The organism is Kribbella qitaiheensis, assembly GCF_042657745.1.
Taxonomy (GTDB): Bacteria; Actinomycetota; Actinomycetes; order Propionibacteriales; family Kribbellaceae; genus Kribbella; species Kribbella qitaiheensis.
Map to the genome: position 1 here is coordinate 145,159 of NZ_JBHSKE010000048.1, position 23,498 is coordinate 168,656.

Genomic DNA, 23,498 nt, shown 5'->3' on the forward strand with positions numbered 1-23,498 from the left:
AAATGAGCGACCCGTCAGGTTGTCGTGGGCAACTACTCGAAGTGGTTGCCAACCGCGGCCGGGAGACAGGATCGTGGTGACCCGGCAGGACCGGTCGACGGCGGTGTTCCGCGTCAAGCAGTACCCGAAGTCCACCTTCCCGAGCGCCGCCGTGTACGGCGACATCGACTCGGCCGGACTGCGCCTGATCACCTGCGGTGGCCTCGACTACGTGTCGAGGAAGTTCGAGGCCAATCTGGTGGTCGTCGCCACCCTGATCGGTCACACGATCGGATAGGGACCGCGAAGTTCTGCAAATCGCCCTGGGGGAGTACGGTCGCGCGCATGGACGTCGACTCGGTGGTCGCGGGGTTGTCGCTGGCGGAGAAGGCCTCGTTGTGCCGGGGGTCGGGGTTCTGGCATACGCAGGCGATCGAGCGGGCCGGGATCCCGCGGGTGATGGTGACCGACGGGCCGCACGGACTGCGGAAGCAGCCTGGCGACGCCGACCACGTCGGGTTGTCCGGCAGTGTCCCCGCGACCTGCTTCCCGACGGCGTCCGCGCTGGCCTCGTCGTTCGACACCGACCTGCTGTACCGCGTGGGCGAGGCGCTGGGCCGGGAGTGCCGGGCCGAGCAGGTCGGAGTACTGCTCGGGCCGGGGGTGAACATCAAGAGGTCGCCGCTCTGCGGGCGCAACTTCGAGTACTTTTCCGAGGACCCGCTGGTCGCCGGCGCGCTCGCCGCCGCGGCGGTGCGCGGAGTGCAGAGTCAAGGTGTCGGGACCTCGCTGAAGCACTTCGCGGCGAACAACCAGGAGACCGACCGGCTCCGGGTCAGCGCCGACGTCGCCGAGCGGACTCTGCGCGAGATCTACTTGCCCGCGTTCGAGCGGGTGGTGACCGAGGCCCAGCCGTGGACCGTGATGTGCTCCTACAACAAGATCAACGGCACGTACGCCTCCCAGCACCACTGGCTGCTCACCGAGGTACTCCGCGACGAGTGGGGCTTCGAAGGCATGGTGGTCTCGGACTGGGGTGCCGTGGCCGACCGGGTTGCCGCGCTGGCTGCCGGACTCGACCTCGAGATGCCGCCGAACCTCCAGACCAGTGACGCCCAGATCATCGAGGCGGTGCAGAGCGGAGCCCTCGACGAGGCCGTGCTCGACACCGCCGTCACTCGGGTGCTCAACCTGGTCAACCGAACCACCACAGACAAAGGTGGCCCGCTGGACCTCGAGGCGCACCACGCGTTGGCTCGCGCGGCCGCTCGCGATTGCCTGGTGCTCCTCCGCAACGACGACAGTATCCTGCCGCTCGCGCCCGAACCGGGCAGCACGCTCGCCGTCATCGGCGAGTTCGCCCGGACTCCGCGATACCAGGGCGCCGGCAGTTCCCAGGTGAACCCGACCAAGGTCGAGACAGCACTGGACGAACTCACCCTTGCAGCCGAAGGCGTGACGGTCGCGTTCGCCGCCGGCTTCGGCCTCGACACAACCGCCGATGACGACTCACTGGCGCAGGAGGCTGTGGAGTTGGCGAGCCGGGCCGACACGGTCGTCGCCTTCCTCGGGCTGCCGGCGAGCGACGAGTCCGAAGGCTTCGACCGCGACCACCTCGACCTCCCCGCCTCGCAGACCGCGCTGGTAGCCCGGCTGGCCTCGGCGAACCCGCGCCTCGTCGTCGTCCTGGCGAACGGCTCCGCGATCAGGCTCGACGGCTGGGAGCACCACGCCAAGGCGGTGCTCGAGACCTGGCTCGGTGGCCAGGCAGCCGGTGGCGCGATCGCCGACGTCCTGCTCGGTACTGCGAACCCCTCCGGCCGGTTGGCGGAGACCCTCCCGCTGCGGCTGGAGGATAACCCGTCGTACCTCAACTTCCCCGGCGACTCGGGCCACGTCCGGTACGGCGAGGGCGTGTTCGTGGGTTACCGCGGGTACGACGCACTCGCCCGCGAGGTGAGCTACCCGTTCGGGCACGGCCTCTCGTACACGACCTTCGAGTACGCCGATCTCGTCGTCGAGCAGTCCGGCAGCCACGAGGCCGGCGACCTCGCAATCAGCGTGAAGTGCAACGTCACGAACACCGGGCCGCGAGCCGGCAAAGAGGTCATCCAGCTGTACGTCGGTGCCCCCGACGCGTCCGTCGCACGGCCGATCCGGGAGCTGAAGGGTTTCGCCAAGGTCGACCTCGCGCCCGGCGAGACTGCGCAGGTCGCGTTCACGCTGGACAGCCGCGACCTGTCCTACTGGTCCGAGCTCCACCATCGCTGGGTGCTCGAGGCAGGCCGCTTCGACCTCGCCGTCGGGGCGTCCTCGCGCGACCTGCGGCTCACCACGTCGCTCGACATCGACGCACCGCCGGTGGCCGCACCGCTCGACGATTCGTCCAGCCTGCAGGAGTGGCTGGCCGACCCGGTCGGTGGTCCGTTGCTCTTGGCAAGCATCGGCGCGAGCGACGCCGGTACTCCGAACGGCGTGCTCGGCGACCCGGAACTCCTCCAGGTGATCGGCAACTTCCCGCTCAGACGGCTGTGCGCGTTCCCCGGCATGGTCGTCGACAACAAGACGCTGGACAACCTCCTCGAACAACTAGGTGCCGAGCGTTGACTCGCGGGTGACCAGCCGGGTCGGCATCTCCACCAACCCGGGGTGCGGGTTGTCAGCGATCGCGTCGAGCAGGAGTTGCGCAGTACGGCGGCCGAGCTCTTCGAGCTCCAGGTCGACCGTGGTGAGAGGCGGGCGGCTCGCCAGCGCCATCACGCTCCAGTTGTCGTAGCCGGTCACGGCGAGGTCGTCCGGCACGGACCGGCCGAGCTCGCGCAGCCGGTCGCACACGCCGCGGGCGATCTGGTCGCTGCCGCAGGAGATCGCGTCCACCTCGTTGCCGGAGCGGAGCAGGACGTCGACCGCGTGCCGGCCCCAGCGTTCACTCCACTCGCCGTGCATCGGCTCACCCACGAAGGTATCGCCAGCTGACTCGATGGTCGCGGCTGCTCGGGCCCGCGCGCTGTTGTGGGTCGCGGGCCCGGTGACATGGGCGATCCGCCGGCGGCCGAGGCTGAGCAGATGCCGGACCGCCGAGGACGCGCCGCCGTGGTCGTCGACGATCACCGAGGTGTCGGCCGGATCGGTGGACGGGCTGAAGGCGTAGACCACCGGGATCGGTACGTCGATCGGCTCGCGCGGCTCGGTCCGCCGGCCGGTGACGATGATCCCGTCGACCCGCCGCGACACCAGCGAGCGCAGGTAGTGCTGCTCGCGCAGGGGATCGTCGCGGGTATCGCAGAGCACGAGCGCCATCTCGCCAGCGCTGAGGGCGTCCTCCGCGCCGAGCATGATCGGGATGCTGAACCGGCCCGAGCTGTCGGTGGTGATCAGGCCGACCGTGTAGCTGCGGCCCGAGGACAGGGCGCGGCCGCGGCTGTCCGGCGTGAAGCCCAGTTGTTCGGCGGCCCGGCGGACCCGTTCGCGGGTCTCCTCACGGAGCTGGCCGGTGTCGTTCAGTGCCTTCGACGCGGTGCTCGTGGAGACGCCCGCGAGCGCGGCGACATCGGTGATCCGTGGCAGCGATGGTCCGCGCGACGCCATCCGGCACCTCCTCAGCAGGGCCTGTCTACAACTTTCCGGACTTTCCGCAGTCAGCTCGTACGGTACCCCAGCCGATCCGGAACTCTCAGCATCTGACGAGGTCCGAGGGGTTGACCAGGCTGCGGAAGCTCTCTACGTTCGATCAGGAAAACGTGTTCCGGATTTTCCGTCCCAGCCAGGAGTCGCTGATGAGCGCCAGCCCGGAAGCAGCCACCACCTCCCTCAGCCCTGCCGCCGCCCGCCGGGGTAGCTGGCAACCGGTCGGTCTCGGGCAGGCCCGGATCAGCAGCGGATTCTGGGCTCCGAGGCAGACCCGGAACGGCGATCAGGCGATCCCGTTCGGGCAGCAGCAACTCGAGTCGGCCGGCAACCTGCACAACCTGCGACTGGCCGCGGGGATCGGCGAGGGCGAGGCGATCGGGCCCGTGTTCGCCGATTCCGACGTCTACAAGTGGCTCGAAGCCGTCGCCTGGGAGTACGGCCGGAACCCTTCCGAGGATCTCCTGAAGCGCCAGCGCGAGCTGACCGCGATCGTCGCCGCCGCGCAACGCGAGGACGGCTACCTCGACTCCGTCGTGCAACTCCGGTACGGCGAGGAGGGTCGCTACCAGCAGCTCGTCTGGAGCCACGAGCACTACTGCGCCGGCCACCTGATCCAGGCGGCGGTCGCGCAGGTCCGGTGCACGGGGGATCGCGAGCTCCTCGAGGTCGCGATCAAGCTGGCGGACCACCTGGCGGCGTCCTTCGGCGAGGGTGACGGCAAGACCGTGGATGTCGACGGTCATCCAGTGATCGAGATGGCCCTGGTCGAGCTGTACCGCGAGACCGGCACGAGTGCCTACCTCGACCTCGCCCGCTGGTTCGTCGAGGCCCGCGGCCACGGCATCATCGCGAACCACGGCCACGAGCCGACGTACTTCTCCGACCGGGTTCCGGTGCGAGCAGCCGCCACCGTGGAAGGCCACGCAGTGCGGGCGGTCTATCTCGCGGCGGGGGCCACGGATGTCGCGCTGGAGACCGGTGATGCGGAGTTGCTGGATGCGTTGAAGCGGCAGTTCGCCCACATGTGGTCGACGAAGACCTACGTGACCGGCGGACTCGGCGCGCGGTGGGAAGGCGAGGCGTTCGGCGACGAGCACGAACTGCCGCCGGATCGCGCGTACGCCGAGACGTGCGCCGCGATCGGTGGCATCCAGTGGGCCTGGCGGATGCTGCTGGCGACGGGCGAAGCGCAGTACGCGGATGCCATCGAGCGGATGCTCTACAACGGCTTCCTGGCCGGCGTCTCGCTGGCCGGCAGCGAGTACTTCTACGTGAACCCGCTCCAGCTGCGAGGTTCCGCGCACGCCGACAACAACCGCAGTCCAGCTCACGGCCGACGCGGCTGGTTCGAGTGCGCGTGCTGTCCGCCGAACATCATGCGTACCCTCGCCAGCCTCGACGGCTACCTCGCGAGCACCAGCACCGACAGCGTCCAGCTTCACCAGTACGCCGCGGGCGTGGTGACGGCGGAGCTGCCGGGGCGCGGCTCGATCGGGCTGACGGTGGAGACGGAGTACCCGTGGCAGGGCTCCGTCCGGGTGACCGTCGAGCAGACGGTCGACGGTCCGTGGGCGTTGGAGCTGCGCATCCCGCAGTGGGCCGAAGGAGCAACGGTCGGCGGCGTTCCGGTGGCAGCCGGCGAGTACGCGCGGATCGAGCGCGAGTGGCCGGTCGGCGCCGTAGTCGAGCTCGAGCTGCCGATGAAGCCACGGGTGGTCACGGCTCATCCGAGGGTCGACGCGGTCCGGGGATGTGTCGCGCTGGAACGCGGACCGCTGGTCTATGCCGTCGAGCAGGTCGACCAGCAGGCGAACGTCGACGACCTCCACCTGCTGACCGACGCGGAAGTAGCCGTCAGCCACGACCCGTCGCTGCTAGACGGCGTCACCGTGCTGAGGACCAGAGGCAGAACCGACACCGAGGTCGAGGTCGTCGCGGTCCCGTACTACGCCTGGGCGAACCGTGAGATCGGCGCGATGCGCGTCTGGCTCCCGCGCGGCTGATCATGCTGACTCGACGGAGGTTCCTCGGCGCAGCGACCGCCACCGCGGCGGCCGGGCTCCTGCCTGGCTGCAGCTCAGTGTTGCCGGAGCCGGATGTCCGAGCGGCGGGCTTCGGTGAGAGTGCCACCGGCACCGTCCGGGTCTGGTGCCGGGCGGCGACGCAGACCGGTCTGACCGCGCTGGTGGAGAAGTTCAACAAGTCCCAGGACCGGCTCACCGTCGAGCTGACACCGGTCCTGGACGCGCAGTACGTGACCAAGCTGGCGACGGCGATCCGCGGCCGGGAAGTGCCGGACGTGGTGGACATCGATGACATCAACTCGATGCTCTTCATCTACCGCGACGCCTTCACCGACCTCACCGAACCCCTGCGGGCGCTGGACTTCCGGGACAAGCTCAGCCCCGGACACCTGCGCCTGGCCACGAAGACCGACCGGGTGTACGGCGTGCCGTACCTGGCCGACAACTCGATGTTCTGGTTCAACACCGAGCTCTGCGACAAGGCCGGGGTCGATCCGGACCAGGCGATCAAGTCGTTCGACGATCTGCTGGACGCGGCGCGGAAGCTCGGCAAGCTCGGCGACGACATCTACGCCTGGAGCTTCCCGGCGAACAGCCCGGGTGCGCTCGGGTTCGTCGTCCAGCCGATGATCTGGGCGGCCGACACCGACCTGATCAAAGGGGAGATCGGGCAGCAGTCCGGCGACATCGTCGGCAACGACGTGGTCCAGCGGATGCTGGAGCTGCACCGGCAGCTCTGGGTCGACGGCCTTGTGCCGCGGGCGAACTTCTCCGACGACGCCTCGCGCTGGGGCAGCGACTTCCGGGCCGGCAAGGTCGGCATCTTCCCGTCCAACTACAGCGTGGTCGTGTCCGCGTCGGACGACAAGTTCCACCAGAAGGTGACGCCGCGACTGCTGTCCGGTCCCGACGGTGGCTCGGCCTTCTTCGACGGAGGCGACAACATGTGCATCCCGCGGGGCGCCGAGAACGCCTCCGGGGCCTGGGAGTTCGTCCGATTCGCGCTCGACCTGCCGCAGCAGATCGATCTGCCCGCGGGTGGCTACACCCCGGTCCGGTCGGATGCGGCGACTGCCGACTTCGGCAAGAAGTTCCCTCTCGCGACGCTGCCGCTGGAGCGGATCGAGGAGGGCTACGCGCCCACCACGCTCTCGTACAACCTGCTCTACAACCAGCCGGACGGACCGTGGCTGCAGATGTTCCGCCGGGCCGTGTTCGACGGCGAGGTGGAGGCCGCTATGCAAGAAGCGCAGCAGTCGTACGACCGGATTCTGGCGCAGGGGCAGGCATGAGCGCCGCCCGAACTGACGCGCCACCGCAGCCGGGACCGGCCACGCAGGCCGAGAACCGCCGTCCGACCCAGCGCCGAGCCGCGGGTCGCCGTACCGGGCAGGGATCTCTCACGCATCCGTCCCGGACCGGTCTGCTGCTGGTCACGCCCGCGGTGCTGTTCGTCGCGGTCTTCGTGCTGATCCCGCTCGGCTTCGCGCTGGTGATCTCGCTGACGAACTGGCCGCTGATCGGTCAGGTCCGGTTCAGCGGCCTGGACAACTACACCGCGATCGTCTCCGACGCGGCGTTCGCGAAATCCGTCCTCTACACCCTGATCTACACGGTCATCGTGACCGGCCCGATCCTGGTGCTCGGGTACGCGCTGGCCGTCCTGGTCCGGCGCAAGCGGCGCGGGTCCACCGTGTTGCGGACGGTCTTCTTCCTGCCGTTCGTGGTCGGCCTGTCCACGTTGAGCTTCGTCACCGTGCTCGAGGCGCAACCCGACAGCGGGGCGATCAACATCGTGCTCCGCAAGCTCGGCATCACCGACGGTACGACGGCCTGGCTGGTGGACGGGCCGCTGGCCACCGGGCTGATCTGCGTGCTGGTGATCTGGGGAGTCTCCGGCCTGACCATGATGTTGCTGATGGCCGGCATGCAGGCCATCCCGCGCGAGTACTACGAGTCGTCCGAGCTGGACGGCGCCACCTGGTGGCAGCAGGAGCGGGAGATCACCATCCCGGTCCTGCGCCGGACGATCGCGATGGCCGTCATCATCTCGGTGGTCGGGTCGCTGCTGGCGTTCACCCAGTTCTACATCCTGACCCGGGGCGGCCCGGGCACGGATACCACCACGGTCGTCCAGTACGTCTACAACCGCGCCTTCGTGCAGCTGCAGCTCGGCGCCGCGACCGCGTTGTCGATCGTGCTCGTCGTCGTGGTCGGACTCGTCACCGCGGCCCAGTTCTGGCTGCTCCGGGAGAGGGACTGACGATGAGGCTGAAGAACGTTCCCTACCTGGTCGGTGGCGGCGGCGCGCTGCTGGTCTTCGCGATTCCGTTGCTCTGGGCCCTCTTCCGGTCGGTCCGGCCGAACGATGTGATCGTCGCGGCGCCCGACTCGGCCACCTTCTTCCACCTGACCTGGGCCAACTTCCAGGCCTTGATCGAGGGCCCGGGCAACCTGCTGCGGGCCGTCGGCAACAGCCTGGTCGTCGCCCTGAGCACCGCCGTCCTGACCGCGGTGCTGGCGACGCTGGCGGGGTACGGGTTCGCCCGGTTCCGGTTCCGGACCGCGCCGCTGCTGTTCGCGCTGGTGGTGGTGTCGATGATGATCCCGTTCCAGGCGATCCTCACCCCGCTCTACCTGCAGCTGAACGTGATGCGGCTGACCGACAGCCTGTTCGGGTTGGTGCTCTTCTACACCACGGTCAACCTGCCGTTCGGCGTCTTCGTGATGCGGAACTCGTTCTCCTCGGTGCCGGTCGAGCTGGAGGACTCCGCCCACGTGGACGGTTGCGGCACCCTGCGGATGATCGGCTCGGTACTGCGCCCGCTGGTGACCCCGGGCGCGGCCACCGTGGCGCTCTACGCGTTCCTGGCGGCGTGGACGGAGTTCCTCGGCGCGCTGACCTTCCTCACCAAGGACGAGCTCTACACCCTGCCGGTGGCCCTGGTGAACGTGCAGGCCGGTGCGTACGGCGAGGTGAACTTCGGGTCGTTGGTGGCCGGCTCGGTGATCGCGATGGTCCCCTGCATCGTGCTCTACGTCGGACTCCAGCGCTTCTACGTCACCGGTCTGGCGTCAGGAGCGGTCAAGGGGTGAGTCGCCCGGGTTCGCAGTACCGGAGTTCGAGCTCGAGACATGGCTGGTGCCGGCGACAGCATGAGCGGTGTCGTGGGACTCGATGGCGCGGCGGCACAGGTCCAGCAGTTCCGGCTCGTTCTTGACGATCTTCTTGGCCTTCGGGCCGAGCGCGATGATGTGGTCGCGGGCGCCCTCGAGCCGCCGGAAGATCCGCTCCCGCTCCTCGGGATCGTCGGAGTACTCCGAGTCGAGGTACGCGGTCGCGTCGCGGCGGGCGTTCGCCATCGCGGTCTGGGTCCGGCCGCGGGTGCTGAACAGCGAGGCGAAGATCGTGATCACCAGCACCACGACGATGACGACCAGCGACAGGCCGGTGCTGATCTCCATCACGTCCACCGGCTCGCCGCCGTTGATGAACGGCAGGTTGTTCTCGTGCAGCGCGTGCAGGATCAGCTTCGCGCCGATGAACGCCAGGATCGCGGCCAGCCCGAAGGACAGGTAGACCAGCCGGTCGAGCAGGCCGTCCAGCAGGAAGTACAACTGGCGCAGGCCGAGCAGGCTGAAGGCGGTCGCGGTGAACACGATGTAGACGTTCTGGGTCAGGCCGAAGATCGCCGGGATGGAGTCCAGCGCGAACATCAGGTCGGTGCCGCCGATCGCCGCCATCACCAGCATCATCGGGGTCAGCGCCCGCTTGCCGTTCTCGATCGTGAACAGCTTGTCCCCGTCGTAGTAGTCCGTGGTCGGGAACACCTTGCGGCTCAGCCGGACGACGACGTTCTGCGCGGAGTGCGACTCCTCGGTCTCTGGCTTGAGCATGTTACCGGCGGTCAGCAGCAGCGCCACCCCGAACAGGTAGAACACCCAGGAGAAGGTGTTCAGCAGCGCCGAGCCGAGGAAGATGAACGCGGTGCGCGCGATCAGCGAGAAGACGATGCCGAACAGCAGCACCTTCTGCTGGTTCTCCCGCGGCACCCGGAAGCTGTTCATGAGGATCAGGAAGACGAACAGGTTGTCGACCGACAGCGCCTTCTCGGTGATGTAGCCCGCGAAGTACTCCGAGCCCATCGTCGGACCGCCGATGATCAGCATGCCGAGTCCGAACAGCACCGCGATCCCGACGTACAGGCTGGACCAGATGGCGGCCTCCCGCAGCCGGGGCGTGTGCGCGGTCCGGACGTGGAAGAAGTAGTCGAAGAGCAGCAGCCCGACGATCGCCGCCACCGTCAGGATCCAGACCAGCGGGGAAACGGTCATTGTCTCGGTTCCGATCGCGAAGGGGAGGAAGGTGGCGCCGGTGCTCCGCGCACTAGCCAACCATGAGCCCTCGGATGCTGTCGCCGACCGTCTCGAAGGCGGCCCGGCCGTGGCGATATTTGCCGAATGGGCATATTTGCACTTTGGGCAAATTTTGCTACGGTGACCTGTATGGACACAGTCGGGCTGCGGGAGCGGAAGAAGCAGGAGACCCGGATCGCGCTGAGCTGGGCGGCGGTCCGGCTGGCGGTCGAGCGGGGCCTGGACAACGTGCGGGTCGAGGACATCGCCGCCGAGGCCGGCGTCTCGCTGCGGACCTTCCGGAACTACTTCTCCAACAAGGCCGAGGCGATCGCGGCTCGGCACGTCGACCGAACGCTGCGGATCGCGGAAGCGTTGCGGGCGCGTCCGGCCGACGAACCGCTGTGGCCCGCTCTTCGGGGCGCGATCGAGACCCAGTTCGCGCTGGGTCAGCAGGGCCATGGCGGGTTGCGGCCGCCGGACGAGCAGTGGCTCGCCGGGATCCGCCTGATGATGACCGAGCCGGCCTTGCAGGGCGAGGTCGCCAAGGCCAACGCGGCCGTCGAGCAGGAACTGGCTGAGGCGATCGCCTCGCGGACGGGGGCGGGCGGGATGTATCCGAAGCTCGTTGCCGCCGCGGTGGGCGCGGCTGCCGCGGTGGCGATGGGGGAGTGGCTGCGAGCCGATCCACCTGTATCCATGGCCGACCTGCTGAGTGATGCCCTCGATCAACTGCAGGCCGGTCTGCCAGAGCCTGGCTAGAGCCCAGCCACAGATCCACCCGGAAGGTGCGAGCGCGCCGCCGGGGTGCTGAGTCACGCCCATTTTCGTAGCGACTGGAAGGAACAGACTGATGATTGCCGATGTCGTCATCGCGGGTGCCGGACCGAACGGACTGATGCTCGCCTGCGAGCTGAGTCTGGCCGGGGTCCACCCGATCGTGCTGGAGAGGCTGCCTGAGCGCAGCGAGGAGCCGCGAGCCAACGGGCTCGTCGGCCAGGTGGTGCGGATGCTCGACCGTCGCGGGCTGTACGAGCGCCTCAAGGGTGACCTCGTGCCGCCGGCTCCGGTGCCGGCCTTCACCTTCGGCGCCTTGCCACTGGAGCTGAGCGGGTTGGACGACAATCCGCTGTACATACTCGGCGTTCCCCAGCGCCGGATCGAAGAGGTGCTGCAGGAGCGGGCACTCGAGCTCGGTGTCGAGATCCGCCGCGGGCGCGAGCTGGCGAACCTGTCGCAGACCCCCGACGCCGTCACCGTCGAGGTCGCCGGACCGGACGGTTCGTACGAGTTGCAGACCCGCTATCTGGTCGGCGCCGATGGTGGTCGCAGCCTGACCCGCAAGCTCGCGGGGATCGACTTCCCGGGCGTGACCACCGACACCATGGTCTCCCGTACGGCGAACGCGGTGGTTCCGCCCGAGCTGGTGGATCCGGCGACGGGCGCGCTGGTGGTACCGGAGTACGGGATGATTCCGCCGTTCAGGCATCACCGGAACGAGCGCGGGTTGTTCGTGTTCGCGCCGTTCCCCGGGCGGATTCCGCTGGTGAGCACTGGGGAGTGGGACGTGCCGACAGATGGGCCGATGACGTTCGAGGACTTGCGGGAGAGCGTGCGGCGGGTGCTCGGGGTGGACCTGCCGCTGGCGGCGCCTGATGGCGACGGGCCGCACGTGCTGCGGCGGGTGGTCGGTGGGAACAGCCGGTTGGCCGAGCGGTTCCGGGAGGGGCGCGTGCTGCTCGTCGGCGATGCCGCACACGTGCACTCGGCGATCGGCGGGCCCGGGCTCAATCTCGGGCTGCAGGACACGATCAACCTGGGCTGGAAGCTCGCCGCCGAGATCCAGGGGTGGGCACCGGACGGGCTGCTCGACAGCTACGAGGCTGAGCGTCGGCCCGTCGGCGAGCGCGTGGTCATGCAGACGCAGGCCCAGTCCGCGCTGATCGCCCCGGGCAGCGAGGTCACCGCTCTGCGCAAGCTCTTCCAGGAACTCCTCGCCAAGCCGGAGAACGCCCGCCACATCGCAGCGCTGATGTCCGGCGCCGATATCCGGTACTCCGATGGTCCGCACCCGCTGGTGGGTCAGTGGGCTCCCGACATGCTCCTCACGCCGGCAGGTGGGGCTGATTCAGTCAGGCTGGCCGAGCTGACCCGGACCGCTCGTCCACTGCTCTTCGACTTCACCCCGGACGCGGTGTTCGCCTGCCAGTTCGGTACTGATCGCGTCCAGACCATCACTGCTCAGCCGCAGACGTCCGGCCTGCCGATCGCGCTACTGCTGAGGCCGGACGGGTATGTCGCCTGGGCTGCTGAGGTCGATGCGCCTGAGGAGCGGGACGCCTTGCGGATCGCGCTCGCCCGCTGGTTCGGAGTACAGGCTGGTCAGGCGCGGCCTTTGACTAGCGCGACGAGGTAGCGACAAGGGTCGGCGGTGGGGTTGTTGAAGGTGCAAGGGGCCGGGGCGCCGAGTTGGAGGCAGTCGCCGGTGGCCAGTTGGTGCAGCACGCCGCCCTCCTGGAAGTGGAGTTCGCCTTCGAGGATCCAGATCTGCTGGTACTTGAAGATGTAGGCGTCGGCGGGATACGAGACCGAGGCGCCGGGCGGGAGTTCGACCTCGACCAGTTCGAGCGGGCCCTCGGTGGTGGGGGAGACGGCGCGGCGGCGGTAACCGGTGGCTGGGTCGGTCCAGGTCGGCTGGTCCGCCGCCCGCCTCAGCAGGTCACCGGCGCCGCCCTCGGCCCTCGCCACCAGTTCCGACAGGGTCAGGCCGAGCGCGCCGGAGAGCCGGCCGAGCAGTACTGCGGTGGGCTGGGCCTCGCCGCGCTCGATCTTGCCGATCATCGCGCGGGAGACGCCGGAGCGATCGGCCAGGGCGTTCACCGAGAGATCCTGCGCGACCCGGGCGGACTGGAGGGTGGCGGCGAGTGAGGCGGACAGCGGATCTTCCAACATGCTTGCCACTATAGGGGCAGGTCTGGCTACTATCGTAGTCATGAAGATCAGGGATGCCTCGGAACTCGACGCCGAGGCCTGTGCGGCGATCTATGCGCCCTACGTGGAGCAGACCGCGATCAGCTTCGAACTCGACCCGCCGACCCCCGCCGAGATGGGCGAACGCATCGCCCGCTCGCTCGAGACGCACGCCTGGCTCGTCCTCGAGGACGACGGCCGCGTCGTCGGCTACGCGTACGCCGGGCCGATGAAACCCCGAGCGGCGTACCGCTGGTCCTGCGAGGTCAGCATCTATCTGGAACTCGGCAGACGCCGTACCGGAGGCGGGAGGGCTCTCTACGAAGCCCTCTTCGAGCGCCTGACGGAACGCGGCTACCGCACCGCCGTCGCCGGCATGACCCTCCCGAACGACGCCAGCGTGGGCCTCCACGCCTCCCTGGGCTTCGAACCCATAGGCACCTACCGAAACATCGGCTGGAAACACAAGACCTGGCACGACGTCGCCTGGTCCCAACGCCCCCTGGCCACCCCCACCACCCCACCCACAGAACCCCACTAACAGAAGCTGCGGTGGGTAGCGGTGGCAGGGACCTCAGCGGGAGGTGTCCGCCGCCGGCATCACGGTCACCACCGACCTGGCCGAGACGGTTGTCCAGGGCAACGAATTGCTGCTGCACCAACTGGTGATGAACCTGGCCGATAACGACATCCGCCACAACCTCGGCCCCGGCGGCACCCTCGCTCAGGCAGCTCCCGCGGCCACGGCCTCGGCCCCACCGCGGAACTCATCTTCAGCTCCTGAATGCACCCTGTGTGGGGTGAAGATGGACGACGTGACTGATGACCGCTCTCCTGTTGCAGCCGAGTCGACCGGGAATGTGACCGTTCGGCGGGCTGTGGAAGCTGACGATGCGGCACTGCTGGAGATCGAGCTGACCGCCTGGGACGGGTCGTCCGGTTTCCCGTCGCTCACCAGCGGCGAACGGAGCCAGTTCTTCAATGAACGCAGCGGACCCGACGCCCACCTGGTCGCCGAAGCCGGTGGCGAGGTGCTCGGCTACCTCCGGCTGCAGGACAAGTACCCGTTCCCCGAGGGTAACGGCGTACTGGCCATCAACGGCCTGGCCGTCGCCAACAGCGCCCGGGGCCGCGGCATCGGCTCCACCCTCCTCGAAGCCGCCACCGCCGAGGCCGTCCGCCGGGGTGCCCGCAAGCTCACCCTCCACGTGCACGCCACCAACGCCCCGGCCCGCCGCCTCTACGAGCGCCACGGCTACACCCTCGAAGGCACCCACCACCGCGAGTTCCAGATCGACGGCGAATACGTCGACGCCCTGCACCTCGCCAAGTTCCTCTAGCCCGTACGCCGGACCCACGGGGATCGGCTGGTCGGGGACACAGACAACCGGGTGGCTCCCACAAGACGTGGGAGCCACCCGGTTGGAGGGGTGGTGCAGGGGTTACGGGTTGATGCCTCGGGCCTCGAGCCAGGGCTCGGGGTTGATGGCGGGGCCGCCGCCCGGGAGCACCTCGAAGTGGAGGTGCGGGCCGGTGGTGTTGCCGGTGACGCCGATGGCGCCGACCTTGGAGCCGGCGGAGACCGAGTCGCCGACGGAGACGTCGAACTCGGACATGTGGCTGTAGGAGGTCACCGTGCCGTTGGCGTGGCGGACCTTGACCTGGCGACCGTAGGCTCCCGCGAACTCGGCCTGGATTACCGTGCCGGCCATCACCGACCGGACCGGCGTACCGATCGGGGCGGCGAAGTCGAGGCCGGTGTGGTTGGCGGCCCAGCGACCGCCGGCCTGGCCGAAGCGCGCGGTCAGGTGGTAGCCGGTGGTCGGGAGGACGATCTTCGGAGCCGCCGCCGCGGCCTTCGCGGCGGCCGCCGCGGCTGCGGCCTTCGCCTTGGCCTTGGCGATCGCCGCGGCCTTCGCGGCCGCGGCTGCCTTGACGGCCGCTGCCCGCTTCTGAGCGGCGAGAGCCTTGGTAGCCGCCAGGGCGAGGGCCCGGCGCTGGGACAGGGTCGCGGTGGCTGCCAACTTGGCGGCGCGGATCCTGGCCGCCTCGGCCGCTTGGGCCTTGCGGGTGGCCTCCAGGGTCAGGTCGGTCCGCGACCCGTTCCGAGAGGCCTGCTGCTGGCGCTCGATCCGAGCGGTGGCGAGGGCGTTCTGCTGGACAGAGGTGGCGCTGGTGGCGGCGTTGGCCGCACCGGAGGGGGAGGAGTTGAGGGCGACAGCGCCCGTGCCGGCGGCCGCGGCCAGCGCGGCCGTCAGGCCGACCAGCTGCGCGGCCTGACGGCCAGTGGGACGACGGGTGAGGCGGTGCAGGGCCACCCGACGGGAGCCGGGCGAGCGGCGCGGTTTCGCGCGTTCTGCATCCGACACATCGTGGTGAGGGGACACGAGAGCCTTCCAGAGTCGAGTAGCCGCCAGGGTGTGCCCAAGCGGCTCATCGACCATAACGACGCCTTCACGGGCTCCTCAAACGCGGACTGCAACCAGATCACCGAATTCCGTGACGCACGGTGAGGGTCGGGCTGCCCCGTGTGGCTACTCAGGCGTAAACAAAGGGCCGAGGTAGTTCAATCCGAGCGTGACTGGGATCACGTGGGTCACGCCTGCCCAGAGGCCCTTTGAAGCGCTATGGGGCTCCCTGGACCCATCGAGCGCTCCGGCTTCTGCCTAGCGCAGACGGGGCTTGAGTGGTTCCGCGGGCTGCCGTAGGACGGGGTCATGCGGATCGCGATCCTGGGCGGAACCCAGTTCATCGGCAGGGCCATCACCTCGCGGCTGGCGGGGGAGGGCCACGAACTTCTGGTCGTTCACCGGGGTGAGCATGAGCCGGCTGATCTTCCTGACGCGCGGCATGCGCATGTGGATCGGCATGACGGCCCTGCTCTGCGCGAGGCAGTCGCCGGCTTCCGGGCGGAGGCTGCCGTCGACGTGTCCGGGATGAACGCCCGCGCGGCCGAGGCGGCGCTCGGTGCGTTCGGGCCGGAGGTGAAGTTGGTCGCGATCTCCAGTTGCGACGTCTACCGGGCCTATGACGCCCTCCATGCCGGGTGGACGAGCGACGCCCTGCCGTTGACGGAGAACTCACCGCTGCGGGAACGACGGTTCGTGGATGGACCGGAGTACGAGAACCTCGAGATGGAGGAGCGGTATCTGCCGCGCGGGGCGACCGTGCTCCGGCTCGGGGCGGTCTACGGGGAGCATGACTATCAGCGCCGATTCGAGTTCGTACTGCGACGGGTGCGTGCCGGGCGGAAGCGGATCCCGGTGGGCTCCGGGCAGTTCCTCTTCAGCCGCGTGTACGTCGGGGACGTGGCCGCGGCCGTCTCCCTGGCGCTGGCGGGCGATCACCGGGGTGAGGCGTTCAACGTGGTCGAACGGGCCACCGCGCCGTACCGGTTGTTCGCCGAGCAGATCCTGGCGGCGGCGGATGCGCCGGACGCGTCGGACGTCGAACTCGTGCGGGTCTCCGACGAGAGGCTGCCGGCCGATCTCGAACTCACCGGAGTACTGAGTCAGCATCTGCTGATGGACCCCGGCAAGGCGCGGACCGTGCTCGGCTGGGAGCCGGTCGATCCGGCCGCCAGCCTGCGGGAATCGGTGCGGTGGCACCTCGCGAATCCGCCGGTGGATGCCTCGGACGACTTCAGTGCGGACGAGGCCGCGCTGGAGTGAGAAGTGGCGCCGATGTGGTCCGGAAATTGGTCGGAAGCACTCCTGGGAACCGGTATGCTTCTCGGGTTGGTTGAGGGACCTTGCAAGGGGTGCCGCTCTCGATTTCACATCGGGGCAGCAGACCGTGTAATCTCTCTCCTCGGCCCGCCCCTTTAGCTCAGTCGGCAGAGCGTCTCCATGGTAAGGAGAAGGTCTACGGTTCGATTCCGTAAAGGGGCTCTGAGAATCGCTGCGTCACCCGGTCCGCCGGGTGGAGTGACGGACTCTCTGGCGGGGTAGCTCAGGTGGTTAGAGCACACGGCTCATAATCGTGGTGTCGCGGGTTCGACTCCCGCCCCCGCTACCCACCACCATGTATTTCGAGAGCGCGATCACCCAAGTTGCGCGCTCCTGACAAGAAGAGGCAGTAGTGGCCAAGGCAAGCGACGTCCGCCCGAAGATCACGCTGGCGTGCACGGTGTGCAAGGAGCGCAACTACATCACCAAGAAGAACCGGCGTAACGACCCGGATCGTCTTGAGCTGAAGAAGTACTGCGCCCGGTGCAACGACCACACCGACCACCGCGAGACCCGCTGACCTCAGCAGTCTTCCGGAAGGGCCGCTTCGAAACCCGAAGCGGCCCTTTCGCTGTGCCCTGAGGCCGCTGTGCCCTGAGGTCCCTTGCGTCCAAAGAAGTGGAGTGAACCTCCCTCCACTTCTTCGGACGTCAGGGGATTAGACGGTGAGGATGGGGCGGTCGGCTTCGTAGGCGGCCCAGGCGGGAGAGGCCGCCCGGCGCCTTGGAGATGAAGGTCTCCCAGCGCTCCAGCAGGTACGGCGCTGCCACCGTCTCCTGCTCGCGGGTTGCCGCGCAGAAGGCCATGGCGCAGCCGGCCGCCACCCCGCCGTGGAGTTGGCGCAGGCCGGCCCGGGTACGGCGATGGATCTCAGCCGCCAGCGGCAGAAGATGCTCGGCCAGCACCACGTCGTACAAGGTCTGCAGGCCGCCGGAGAGGAAGCTGGCGGATCTGACCGCGACCGAGGCGATCCCGTGGCCGTCGTGCGGCCGCACCCACAGGTTGGAGGGGCGGATGTCGAGTACGCGGCCCTCCAGAGCCCAGAGCAGCAGGGCTGTCGCGGGGGCGCGGCCTGCGTAGAAGGAGAGCATGCTCAGCGCGTTCGCGTGGGGTGAGACGTGACCGCTCGCGTCGTGGTCGCGTTTGAGCAGTTCGGTCAGCTCGGGACCGTCCGGTTCGAGCAGGCGGTCGACCCGCAACCACGCGGATTCCGCCGGTTCGCCGATCTCCAGACCGTAGCGAGGGGCATACCGCGCCAACGCGGCCACGCCTGCCCGCCCGGCCATGACAGAGTCTGCCGTCACACATCCGCCTTCCCGCGATCCCCCAGGTGATCAGCTGAGTGGGTGGCGGCACTAGCGGTCATAGGCTGCCAGTAGGGTTACTGGATATGACGATCGACGCCACGATGGTCGGCCGGAGCTATGCGGCCGCCGAGTCCTACCAGGTCGGCCGGGAGAAGATCCGGGAGTTCGCCGACGCGATCGGGGACCCCAACCCGGCGTACCGAGGTAATGACGCGATCGCGCCGCCCACCTTCGCCTTCATGGTCGCCAACCCGGCGCTGTTGGAGTTACTCGCCGACGAAGAGCTCGGGCTGCGGCTGGACCGGATCGTGCACGGCGCGCAGAAGTTCAGCTACACCCGTCCGATCAAGGCCGGCGACGACATCGCCGCGACCGCCACCATCACCACCGTGCGCAAGGCCGGTGACGTCGAGGTGATCATGTACGAGACCGCGCTGACCACCGTCGACGGCGACCCGATCGCCACCTCCACGTCGACCATCTCGCACAACCGGGCGGACGCATGACCGGCCGCGTCGTCGAGGTCGGCACCGAACTGCCCGCGCTGACCGTCACCCTGCGCCGCGAGGACCTGGTCCGGTACGCAGGGGCCAGCGGCGACTTCAACCCGATCCACTGGAACGACCGGATGGCCGCGTCCCTCGGGCTGCCCGGCGTGATCGCGCACGGCATGCTCACGATGGCGTCCGCGGCCCGGGTGGTGACGGACTGGCTGGACGATCCCGCCGACCTGCTCGAGTACGGCGTGCGGTTCACCAAGCCGGTGGTCGTTCCGGACGACGACAAGGGCGCGACGGTGACCTTCTCGGCCAAGGTGGACAAGCTCGCCGACGGTACCGCGGAGATCGACATCACCGCGCTCGCCGGTGAGGAGAAGGTCCTCGGCCGGGCCAGGGCGGTCGTACGAGTCTGATGCCCGCCACCAGGAGTGCAGCAGTGATGACCGATGTGCGGTTGGCCGACCTGACCACGCTGCGGATCGGTGGTCCGGCCGACAAGCTGATCGAGGTGACCACCGAAGACGAGCTGATCACGGCGATCCGGGACGCCGACGCCGCCCGCGAACCCCTGCTGCTGCTGTCCGGCGGGAGCAACGTGGTGATCGGCGACGAGGGTTTCCGCGGCACGGTGATCAAGATCGCCACCCGCGGGATCCGGGTCGACGCGGACGCGTGCTCCGGCGCGATGATCCACGTCGCCGCCGGCGAGGACTGGGACGCCGTCGTGCAACGGGCGATCGCCGAGGAGTGGGTCGGCCTCGAGTCGATGTCGGGCATCCCGGGCCTGGCCGGGTCGACCCCGGTACAGAACGTGGGCGCCTACGGACACGAGGTGGCCGAGACGATCGCCTCCGTCCGGGTCTGGGACCGGGTCGAGAACGCCGTCCGGACGATCTTCGCCGCCGACTGCGGATTCACCTACCGGAGCTCACGGTTCAAGGCCGACCCCTCGCGGTACGCCGTGCTGGAGGTCGCCTTCCAGCTTCGGCTCGGCGACCTGTCCGCACCGATCGGGTACGCCGAACTGGCCCGGGTGCTCGGGGTCGAGCCGGGCTCACGGGCGCCGATGACCGAAGTACGGGAAGCCGTGCTCGGGTTGCGCCGGAGCAAGGGCATGGTGCTGGACGAGGCGGACCACGACACCTGGAGCGCCGGGTCCTTCTTCACGAACCCCCTGCTCGACACGGCGGCCGAAGTACCGGCGGGTGCGCCGCAGTGGCCCCAGCCCGACGGCCGGGTGAAGACCAGCGCGGCCTGGCTGATCGAGCACGCCGGTGTCGCCAAGGGCTACGCGATCGGCAACGCCGCCGTCTCCTCCAAGCACACCCTCGCCCTCACGAACCGCGGCAACGCCACCGCCAAGGAACTCCTGGCCCTGGCCACCCACGTCCGCACCCAGGTCCACCAGGCCTTCAACATCACCCTCGTCAACGAACCAGTCCTGGTGAACTGCAGCCTCTAGCAGCACTCGCCCAGGGCGCTGGTGTCTGCCCGGCCAAGCGCTTGTGGTGGGTCCGCACATCATCCAGAGACCTCGGACAGGAACCGGGGACCGCGGACAGGAATTAGCGTGTTCGAGGTCCCGACTTGGTGTCCCCGCCCCCAACAACCGCCACTGCCACCGCTCGGCCGGAGGGGCGCTGGACGGCTGACCCCGAGTACAGCGAGGCGTACCGAGTGACAGGAAATACTGCCTGTACTTCGGTACGCCGTGCGCGTGGTGCGGTGGGGCGCTGGCGGGACGAGGGGGTACCTCCTGTCGTTGGGTACAGCGATAGTGATCCGTGAAAAAGATTTGCACAAGGGGTTGTTGAGATGGGCCTATCTGGTTAATCTTTTGCTCGCTGGCGGGGGGTGAGGCGCGCGAGAGGAGAAAGTTGTGCGAGGAGATTTGTCGCGAAGGCGGTTCCTTGCCGGGGTGGGGGCAGTGGGCGCGAGCGCTCTGGTAGCCGGGTGCTCGGGGAGTGGTGGTGGGGGTGGTTCTGATGTTCTGCAGGTCTGGGGTGGGGTGCCGGCAGCGTCCGGGCCGGGGAAAGTGGTCGAGGCGTTCCAGCGGAAGTTTCCGCAGTACAAGGTGAATTACACGCGGTTCGTGAACGACGATCGCGGCAACTTGAAGCTGGACACCGCGCTGCAGGGTGGGCTCGACATCGACGTGTACTTCACCTACGCGTCCGCATCGCTGGCGCTGCGGGCCGGATCGGGACTGGCGGCCGATCTGACCGACCGAGTGAAGGGCGATCCCGACCTCGCGTTGTTCCTCGACACCGAGCAGCCGCGCGCGTTCCTCGACCAAGGCCGGGTCAAGGCGCTGGCGACCGCCCGCGAGCCGTACTTCGTGCTGTTCAACGAGAAACTCCGCGAGCAGGCGGGCGTCGAGTTGCCCCACCAGTGGACGGTCGACGAGTACCGCGCCACCGCGAAGAAGCTGACCTCGGGCAGCACCGTCGGCGCCTACACGATCCCGGACATCGCCCGCATCTCGCTGGGCCCCAACTACTGGTACTCCGACGACAACAACCGCCGGTCGAACTTCGACAACCCGATCTTCGAGCAGGCGCTGGCGACCGGGCGCGCGATGATCGACGAGGGCAGCGCGTTCCCCTGGAGCGAAGTACTGGCCAGGCATCTCGACGCCTACCAGCAGAACTCGTTCCTGAAGGCCGAGTTCAACCTCTGGTCGACCGCGCCGTTCAACCTGCGCTATCTGTACGACGCGAAGAAGTATCCGCACGACTTCAAGGTGTCCTTCGCGCCGCCGCCGACAGTGCCGGGTGGTGGCGACTGGAACGGCGGCAGCTACAACAACTTCGTCATGATGAACCCGAAGTCCGCGAAGACCGAGGCGGCCTGGCAGTTCATCAAGTTCTGGCTGACCGAGGGATCCGCGCCGATGCTTGCCGGCGGCAAGATCCCGACGCTCGGCAACGTCACGAACGAGCAGTTGATGGCCGGCATGCTCGGCAAGGAGCCGGACAAGTACTTCGACCTCGACTCCTTCCAGCGGGTCGTGCTCGACGCCGAACCGAAGCTCGCGACCGACACCTTGCTGGCCGGGTTCCCCGAGATCAACCTCGCCTACGGCCAGCAGCGCGATCTGTGCTGGCTGGGTGAGAAGTCGCCGGGCCCGGCGATCCGTGAGGTCTACCGGCTGGCCAACGCCGCCATCGCCCGTAATGAGGGGAGTGCCTGATGACTGTCGCGACTCCGCCCGCTCCGGTGCAGACAGCCACCGAACAACCATCGGCAGAACAGCCCGGCCGCGGGATCACGCCCAGCGGCTGGACCGGCCTGGCCTTCATCGCGCCGAACCTGCTCGGCGTCATCGCCTTCACCCTGATCCCGTTGATCAGCGTGATCGCGCTCGCCTTCACCGACTGGAACCTGGTGTCCGGCCTCGGCGGGATCGAGTTCAACGGCCTGGACAACTTCATCGCGATCGCCCGCGACCCCGGCTTCTGGAACGCGGTCGGCCTGACTCTGCTGTACGTCGGGGTGAGCGTCCCGCTGACCGTCGTACTCGGGCTGGCGCTCGGGATGGCCCTGAATCGCCCGCTGCCCGGCCGCGCCGTACTGCGGGCGATCTTCTTCCTGCCGTACATCGTCAACACGGTCGCGATCGGCATGACGTGGCTGATGCTGATGAACCCGAAGTCGGGCCTGGTCAACCAGACGCTCGACGTCTTCGGCATCTCGCCCGGCTGGTTCGCCTCGTCGCACTGGGCGTTGCCGGCGCTGATCGTGATGGCGGTCTGGGGCGGCGTCGGTTACTGCTCGCTGATCTATCTGTCCGCCTTGCAGGACGCGCCCGGCCAGCTCTACGAGGCGGCCGACATCGACGGCGCCGGGATCTGGATGAAGTTCCGCGCGATCACCTGGCCATCGTTGCTCCCGACAACCATCTTCCTGGCCGTGACGCTGATCATCGGTGCCTCCCAGGGCTTCGGGCTGATCGCGCTGATCACCTCCGGTGGTCCGGGCGACTCCACCACGACCATCTCGTACTACATGTACCAGACGGGCTTCCAGTTCTACAGGTTCGGCTACGCGTCGGCGATCGGCCTGGTGACGTTCCTCGGCGTACTCGTGCTGACCCTGGTGACGTGGCGGGCCCAGCGAGGGAGGGCTCTTCATGACTAAGACGCCGAGACAGCAGCAGGCGGCCAGGGCCAAGTGGTACTGGGGGATCTCGTTGTGGATCCTCGGGCTGGCATTCCTCGCGCCGTTCGCCTGGATGCTGTCGACCTCGCTGAAGCAGGACGTCGACGCCTTCCAGGTCCCGATGCAGTGGATCCCGGATCCGGCGCAGTGGGAGAACTTCAAGACCGTGCTGATTGGTGCGGACTCGGTACTGCCGGCCTTCGGCCGCTCCGCGCTCGTCGCCCTGCTCCGGGTGGCCGGGGAGCTGATCACCGCGACGATGGCCGGCTACGCGTTCGCCCGGATGTCGTTCCGCGGCCGGGACAAGCTCTTCCTGCTGTACCTCGCGACCGCGATCATCCCCGCCCAGTTGCTGCTCGTACCGCGCTTCATCTACTTCCAGAAGCTCGGCCTGTACGACACGCTGTGGGCGCTGATCCTGCCCGGCATGTTCACCGTGCTCGGCACCTTCCTGATGCGCCAGTTCTTCGTCAGCCAGCCCGGCGAGTTCGCCGAGGCGGCCCGGATGGACGGCGCGAACGAGTGGCAGATCTTCTCCCGGATCTACCTGCCGCAGGCGGCGCCGGTGATCAGCGCGCTCGGCATCCTCGCCTTCGTCTGGTCCTGGAACGACTACGAGACACCACTCGTGCTGATCAGCAGCCCCGAGCAGTACACGTTGCCGCTCAGCCTGACCAACTTTGTCGACGAGCAGGGCTCGATCGCGCCCGGCCTGACGATGGCCGCCTCGGTGGTCTCGATCGTGCCAGTGCTGATCGTCTTCGTCGTCCTGCAACGCCGCTTCATCGCCGCCATGACCCATACCGGCATCAAGTGACCCCGGCTCCGCAACGAGCCGGCATC

The 23,498-nt window shown here is 68.4% G+C and carries 23 protein-coding genes and 2 tRNA genes; 20 read left to right on the forward strand and 5 right to left on the reverse strand.

Translation table 11 applies throughout. The features are described 5' to 3' along the window. The first annotated feature begins 19 nt into the window (after window positions 1–19). Window positions 20–277 carry a sortase domain-containing protein gene (locus tag ACFPJ1_RS29575; RefSeq protein ID WP_380108859.1) on the forward strand — a complete coding sequence of 86 codons (258 nt, stop codon included), beginning with the start codon at window positions 20–22 and terminating at the stop codon, window positions 275–277. Between the two features lie 47 nt (window positions 278–324). Continuing rightward, the gene (locus tag ACFPJ1_RS29580) at window positions 325–2,586 is read left to right on the forward strand and encodes a glycoside hydrolase family 3 C-terminal domain-containing protein (protein WP_380108861.1); all 2,262 of its coding nucleotides are present in this window, start codon (window positions 325–327) and stop codon (window positions 2,584–2,586) included. On the opposite strand, the gene ACFPJ1_RS29585 is transcribed toward ACFPJ1_RS29580, so the two are convergent. Continuing rightward, window positions 2,569–3,567, reverse strand: coding sequence for a LacI family DNA-binding transcriptional regulator (locus ACFPJ1_RS29585; protein WP_380108862.1), 999 nt, complete (start codon window positions 3,565–3,567; stop codon window positions 2,569–2,571). The two genes, ACFPJ1_RS29580 and ACFPJ1_RS29585, sit on opposite strands and share 18 nt — an antisense overlap. A gap of 188 nt (window positions 3,568–3,755) precedes the next feature. Here ACFPJ1_RS29585 and ACFPJ1_RS29590 point away from each other — a divergent pair, with 188 nt between their 5' ends. The 4 genes from ACFPJ1_RS29590 to ACFPJ1_RS29605 are packed head-to-tail and all read left to right on the forward strand — an operon-like array spanning window position 3,756 to window position 8,729. After that, a complete protein-coding gene (locus ACFPJ1_RS29590) occupies window positions 3,756–5,612 on the forward strand; it encodes a glycoside hydrolase family 127 protein (protein WP_380108863.1) in 1,857 nt (618 codons plus the stop codon). 2 nt (window positions 5,613–5,614) lie between these two features. Beyond that, the gene (locus tag ACFPJ1_RS29595) at window positions 5,615–6,925 is read left to right on the forward strand and encodes an ABC transporter substrate-binding protein (protein WP_380108864.1); all 1,311 of its coding nucleotides are present in this window, start codon (window positions 5,615–5,617) and stop codon (window positions 6,923–6,925) included. After that, the gene (locus ACFPJ1_RS29600; RefSeq protein ID WP_380108866.1) at window positions 6,922–7,896 is read left to right on the forward strand and encodes a carbohydrate ABC transporter permease; all 975 of its coding nucleotides are present in this window, start codon (window positions 6,922–6,924) and stop codon (window positions 7,894–7,896) included. The genes ACFPJ1_RS29595 and ACFPJ1_RS29600 overlap by 4 nt, the downstream gene beginning before the upstream one ends. A gap of 2 nt (window positions 7,897–7,898) precedes the next feature. Next, window positions 7,899–8,729 carry a carbohydrate ABC transporter permease gene (locus ACFPJ1_RS29605; RefSeq protein ID WP_380108867.1) on the forward strand — a complete coding sequence of 277 codons (831 nt, stop codon included), beginning with the start codon at window positions 7,899–7,901 and terminating at the stop codon, window positions 8,727–8,729. On the opposite strand, the gene ACFPJ1_RS29610 is transcribed toward ACFPJ1_RS29605, so the two are convergent. After that, window positions 8,709–9,968 carry a TerC family protein gene (locus ACFPJ1_RS29610; protein WP_380108868.1) on the reverse strand — a complete coding sequence of 420 codons (1,260 nt, stop codon included), beginning with the start codon at window positions 9,966–9,968 and terminating at the stop codon, window positions 8,709–8,711. The genes ACFPJ1_RS29605 and ACFPJ1_RS29610 overlap by 21 nt on opposite strands. A 171-nt stretch (window positions 9,969–10,139) precedes the next feature. Between ACFPJ1_RS29610 and ACFPJ1_RS29615 the strand changes: the two genes are divergently transcribed. After that, a complete protein-coding gene (locus tag ACFPJ1_RS29615; RefSeq protein ID WP_380108869.1) occupies window positions 10,140–10,751 on the forward strand; it encodes a TetR/AcrR family transcriptional regulator in 612 nt (203 codons plus the stop codon). 91 nt (window positions 10,752–10,842) lie between these two features. Further along, window positions 10,843–12,405 (forward strand): FAD-dependent monooxygenase, encoded by a 1,563-nt coding sequence (locus ACFPJ1_RS29620; RefSeq protein WP_380108871.1) that lies wholly within the window; start codon window positions 10,843–10,845, stop codon window positions 12,403–12,405. Here the strand turns inward: ACFPJ1_RS29620 and ACFPJ1_RS29625 are convergent. Further along, window positions 12,372–12,941, reverse strand: coding sequence for a helix-turn-helix domain-containing protein (locus ACFPJ1_RS29625; protein WP_380108872.1), 570 nt, complete (start codon window positions 12,939–12,941; stop codon window positions 12,372–12,374). The genes ACFPJ1_RS29620 and ACFPJ1_RS29625 overlap by 34 nt on opposite strands. A gap of 40 nt (window positions 12,942–12,981) precedes the next feature. Between ACFPJ1_RS29625 and ACFPJ1_RS29630 the strand changes: the two genes are divergently transcribed. After that, window positions 12,982–13,500, forward strand: coding sequence for an arsinothricin resistance N-acetyltransferase ArsN1 family B (locus ACFPJ1_RS29630; RefSeq protein ID WP_380108874.1), 519 nt, complete (start codon window positions 12,982–12,984; stop codon window positions 13,498–13,500). Between the two features lie 43 nt (window positions 13,501–13,543). Continuing rightward, a complete protein-coding gene (locus tag ACFPJ1_RS29635; protein WP_380108876.1) occupies window positions 13,544–14,299 on the forward strand; it encodes a GNAT family N-acetyltransferase in 756 nt (251 codons plus the stop codon). A 102-nt stretch (window positions 14,300–14,401) separates the two neighbouring features. On the opposite strand, the gene ACFPJ1_RS29640 is transcribed toward ACFPJ1_RS29635, so the two are convergent. Next, window positions 14,402–15,277, reverse strand: a complete 876-nt coding sequence (locus tag ACFPJ1_RS29640; RefSeq protein WP_380108878.1) for a M23 family metallopeptidase — start codon at window positions 15,275–15,277, stop codon at window positions 14,402–14,404. A 399-nt stretch (window positions 15,278–15,676) separates the two neighbouring features. Between ACFPJ1_RS29640 and ACFPJ1_RS29645 the strand changes: the two genes are divergently transcribed. From ACFPJ1_RS29645 to rpmG, 4 genes are all read left to right on the forward strand, one after another. After that, window positions 15,677–16,630: an NAD-dependent epimerase/dehydratase family protein gene (locus ACFPJ1_RS29645; protein ID WP_380108880.1), complete on the forward strand. Its 954-nt coding sequence runs from the start codon at window positions 15,677–15,679 to the stop codon at window positions 16,628–16,630. A 146-nt stretch (window positions 16,631–16,776) separates the two neighbouring features. After that, window positions 16,777–16,849: transfer RNA gene (locus tag ACFPJ1_RS29650), tRNA-Thr, on the forward strand. A 50-nt stretch (window positions 16,850–16,899) separates the two neighbouring features. After that, a tRNA-Met gene (locus ACFPJ1_RS29655) sits at window positions 16,900–16,973 on the forward strand. 66 nt (window positions 16,974–17,039) lie between these two features. Continuing rightward, entirely contained in the window at window positions 17,040–17,207 is a 168-nt protein-coding gene (gene rpmG / locus ACFPJ1_RS29660) for a 50S ribosomal protein L33 (RefSeq protein ID WP_020388160.1), read from the forward strand. Between the two features lie 130 nt (window positions 17,208–17,337). Here rpmG and ACFPJ1_RS29665 read toward each other — a convergent pair whose 3' ends face one another. Continuing rightward, a complete protein-coding gene (locus tag ACFPJ1_RS29665; RefSeq protein ID WP_380108882.1) occupies window positions 17,338–17,991 on the reverse strand; it encodes a hypothetical protein in 654 nt (217 codons plus the stop codon). Window positions 17,992–18,077: 86 nt separating this feature from the next. Here ACFPJ1_RS29665 and ACFPJ1_RS29670 point away from each other — a divergent pair, with 86 nt between their 5' ends. The 6 genes from ACFPJ1_RS29670 (at window position 18,078) to ACFPJ1_RS29695 (ending at window position 23,472) form a co-directional block, all read left to right on the forward strand. Further along, entirely contained in the window at window positions 18,078–18,500 is a 423-nt protein-coding gene (locus ACFPJ1_RS29670; RefSeq protein WP_380108884.1) for an FAS1-like dehydratase domain-containing protein, read from the forward strand. Further along, window positions 18,497–18,907, forward strand: a complete 411-nt coding sequence (locus ACFPJ1_RS29675; protein ID WP_380108886.1) for a MaoC/PaaZ C-terminal domain-containing protein — start codon at window positions 18,497–18,499, stop codon at window positions 18,905–18,907. Before ACFPJ1_RS29670 ends, ACFPJ1_RS29675 begins: the two co-directional genes overlap by 4 nt. Next, window positions 18,907–19,956: a UDP-N-acetylmuramate dehydrogenase gene (locus tag ACFPJ1_RS29680; protein ID WP_380108888.1), complete on the forward strand. Its 1,050-nt coding sequence runs from the start codon at window positions 18,907–18,909 to the stop codon at window positions 19,954–19,956. Before ACFPJ1_RS29675 ends, ACFPJ1_RS29680 begins: the two co-directional genes overlap by 1 nt. Before the next feature lie 546 nt (window positions 19,957–20,502). Next, window positions 20,503–21,687 (forward strand): ABC transporter substrate-binding protein, encoded by a 1,185-nt coding sequence (locus ACFPJ1_RS29685; RefSeq protein ID WP_380108889.1) that lies wholly within the window; start codon window positions 20,503–20,505, stop codon window positions 21,685–21,687. Continuing rightward, window positions 21,687–22,634: a carbohydrate ABC transporter permease gene (locus ACFPJ1_RS29690; RefSeq protein ID WP_380108891.1), complete on the forward strand. Its 948-nt coding sequence runs from the start codon at window positions 21,687–21,689 to the stop codon at window positions 22,632–22,634. The genes ACFPJ1_RS29685 and ACFPJ1_RS29690 overlap by 1 nt, the downstream gene beginning before the upstream one ends. Next, window positions 22,627–23,472 (forward strand): carbohydrate ABC transporter permease, encoded by an 846-nt coding sequence (locus ACFPJ1_RS29695; RefSeq protein WP_380108893.1) that lies wholly within the window; start codon window positions 22,627–22,629, stop codon window positions 23,470–23,472. The genes ACFPJ1_RS29690 and ACFPJ1_RS29695 overlap by 8 nt, the downstream gene beginning before the upstream one ends. Window positions 23,473–23,498: the final 26 nt, after the last annotated feature.

Coding starts and splice junctions, on each gene's coding strand:
- ACFPJ1_RS29630 (WP_380108874.1), top strand. CDS start 12,982: ATGAAGATCAGGGATGCCTCGGAACTCGACGCCGAGGCCTGTGCGGCG.
- ACFPJ1_RS29695 (WP_380108893.1), top strand. CDS start 22,627: ATGACTAAGACGCCGAGACAGCAGCAGGCGGCCAGGGCCAAGTGGTAC.
- ACFPJ1_RS29595 (WP_380108864.1), top strand. CDS start 5,615: ATGCTGACTCGACGGAGGTTCCTCGGCGCAGCGACCGCCACCGCGGCG.
- ACFPJ1_RS29675 (WP_380108886.1), top strand. CDS start 18,497: ATGACCGGCCGCGTCGTCGAGGTCGGCACCGAACTGCCCGCGCTGACC.
- ACFPJ1_RS29610 (WP_380108868.1), bottom strand. CDS start 9,968: ATGACCGTTTCCCCGCTGGTCTGGATCCTGACGGTGGCGGCGATCGTC.
- ACFPJ1_RS29620 (WP_380108871.1), top strand. CDS start 10,843: ATGATTGCCGATGTCGTCATCGCGGGTGCCGGACCGAACGGACTGATG.
- ACFPJ1_RS29690 (WP_380108891.1), top strand. CDS start 21,687: ATGACTGTCGCGACTCCGCCCGCTCCGGTGCAGACAGCCACCGAACAA.
- ACFPJ1_RS29585 (WP_380108862.1), bottom strand. CDS start 3,567: ATGGCGTCGCGCGGACCATCGCTGCCACGGATCACCGATGTCGCCGCG.
- ACFPJ1_RS29670 (WP_380108884.1), top strand. CDS start 18,078: ATGACGATCGACGCCACGATGGTCGGCCGGAGCTATGCGGCCGCCGAG.
- ACFPJ1_RS29590 (WP_380108863.1), top strand. CDS start 3,756: ATGAGCGCCAGCCCGGAAGCAGCCACCACCTCCCTCAGCCCTGCCGCC.
- ACFPJ1_RS29680 (WP_380108888.1), top strand. CDS start 18,907: ATGCCCGCCACCAGGAGTGCAGCAGTGATGACCGATGTGCGGTTGGCC.
- ACFPJ1_RS29580 (WP_380108861.1), top strand. CDS start 325: ATGGACGTCGACTCGGTGGTCGCGGGGTTGTCGCTGGCGGAGAAGGCC.
- ACFPJ1_RS29625 (WP_380108872.1), bottom strand. CDS start 12,941: ATGTTGGAAGATCCGCTGTCCGCCTCACTCGCCGCCACCCTCCAGTCC.
- ACFPJ1_RS29600 (WP_380108866.1), top strand. CDS start 6,922: ATGAGCGCCGCCCGAACTGACGCGCCACCGCAGCCGGGACCGGCCACG.
- ACFPJ1_RS29605 (WP_380108867.1), top strand. CDS start 7,899: ATGAGGCTGAAGAACGTTCCCTACCTGGTCGGTGGCGGCGGCGCGCTG.
- ACFPJ1_RS29615 (WP_380108869.1), top strand. CDS start 10,140: ATGGACACAGTCGGGCTGCGGGAGCGGAAGAAGCAGGAGACCCGGATC.
- ACFPJ1_RS29645 (WP_380108880.1), top strand. CDS start 15,677: ATGCGGATCGCGATCCTGGGCGGAACCCAGTTCATCGGCAGGGCCATC.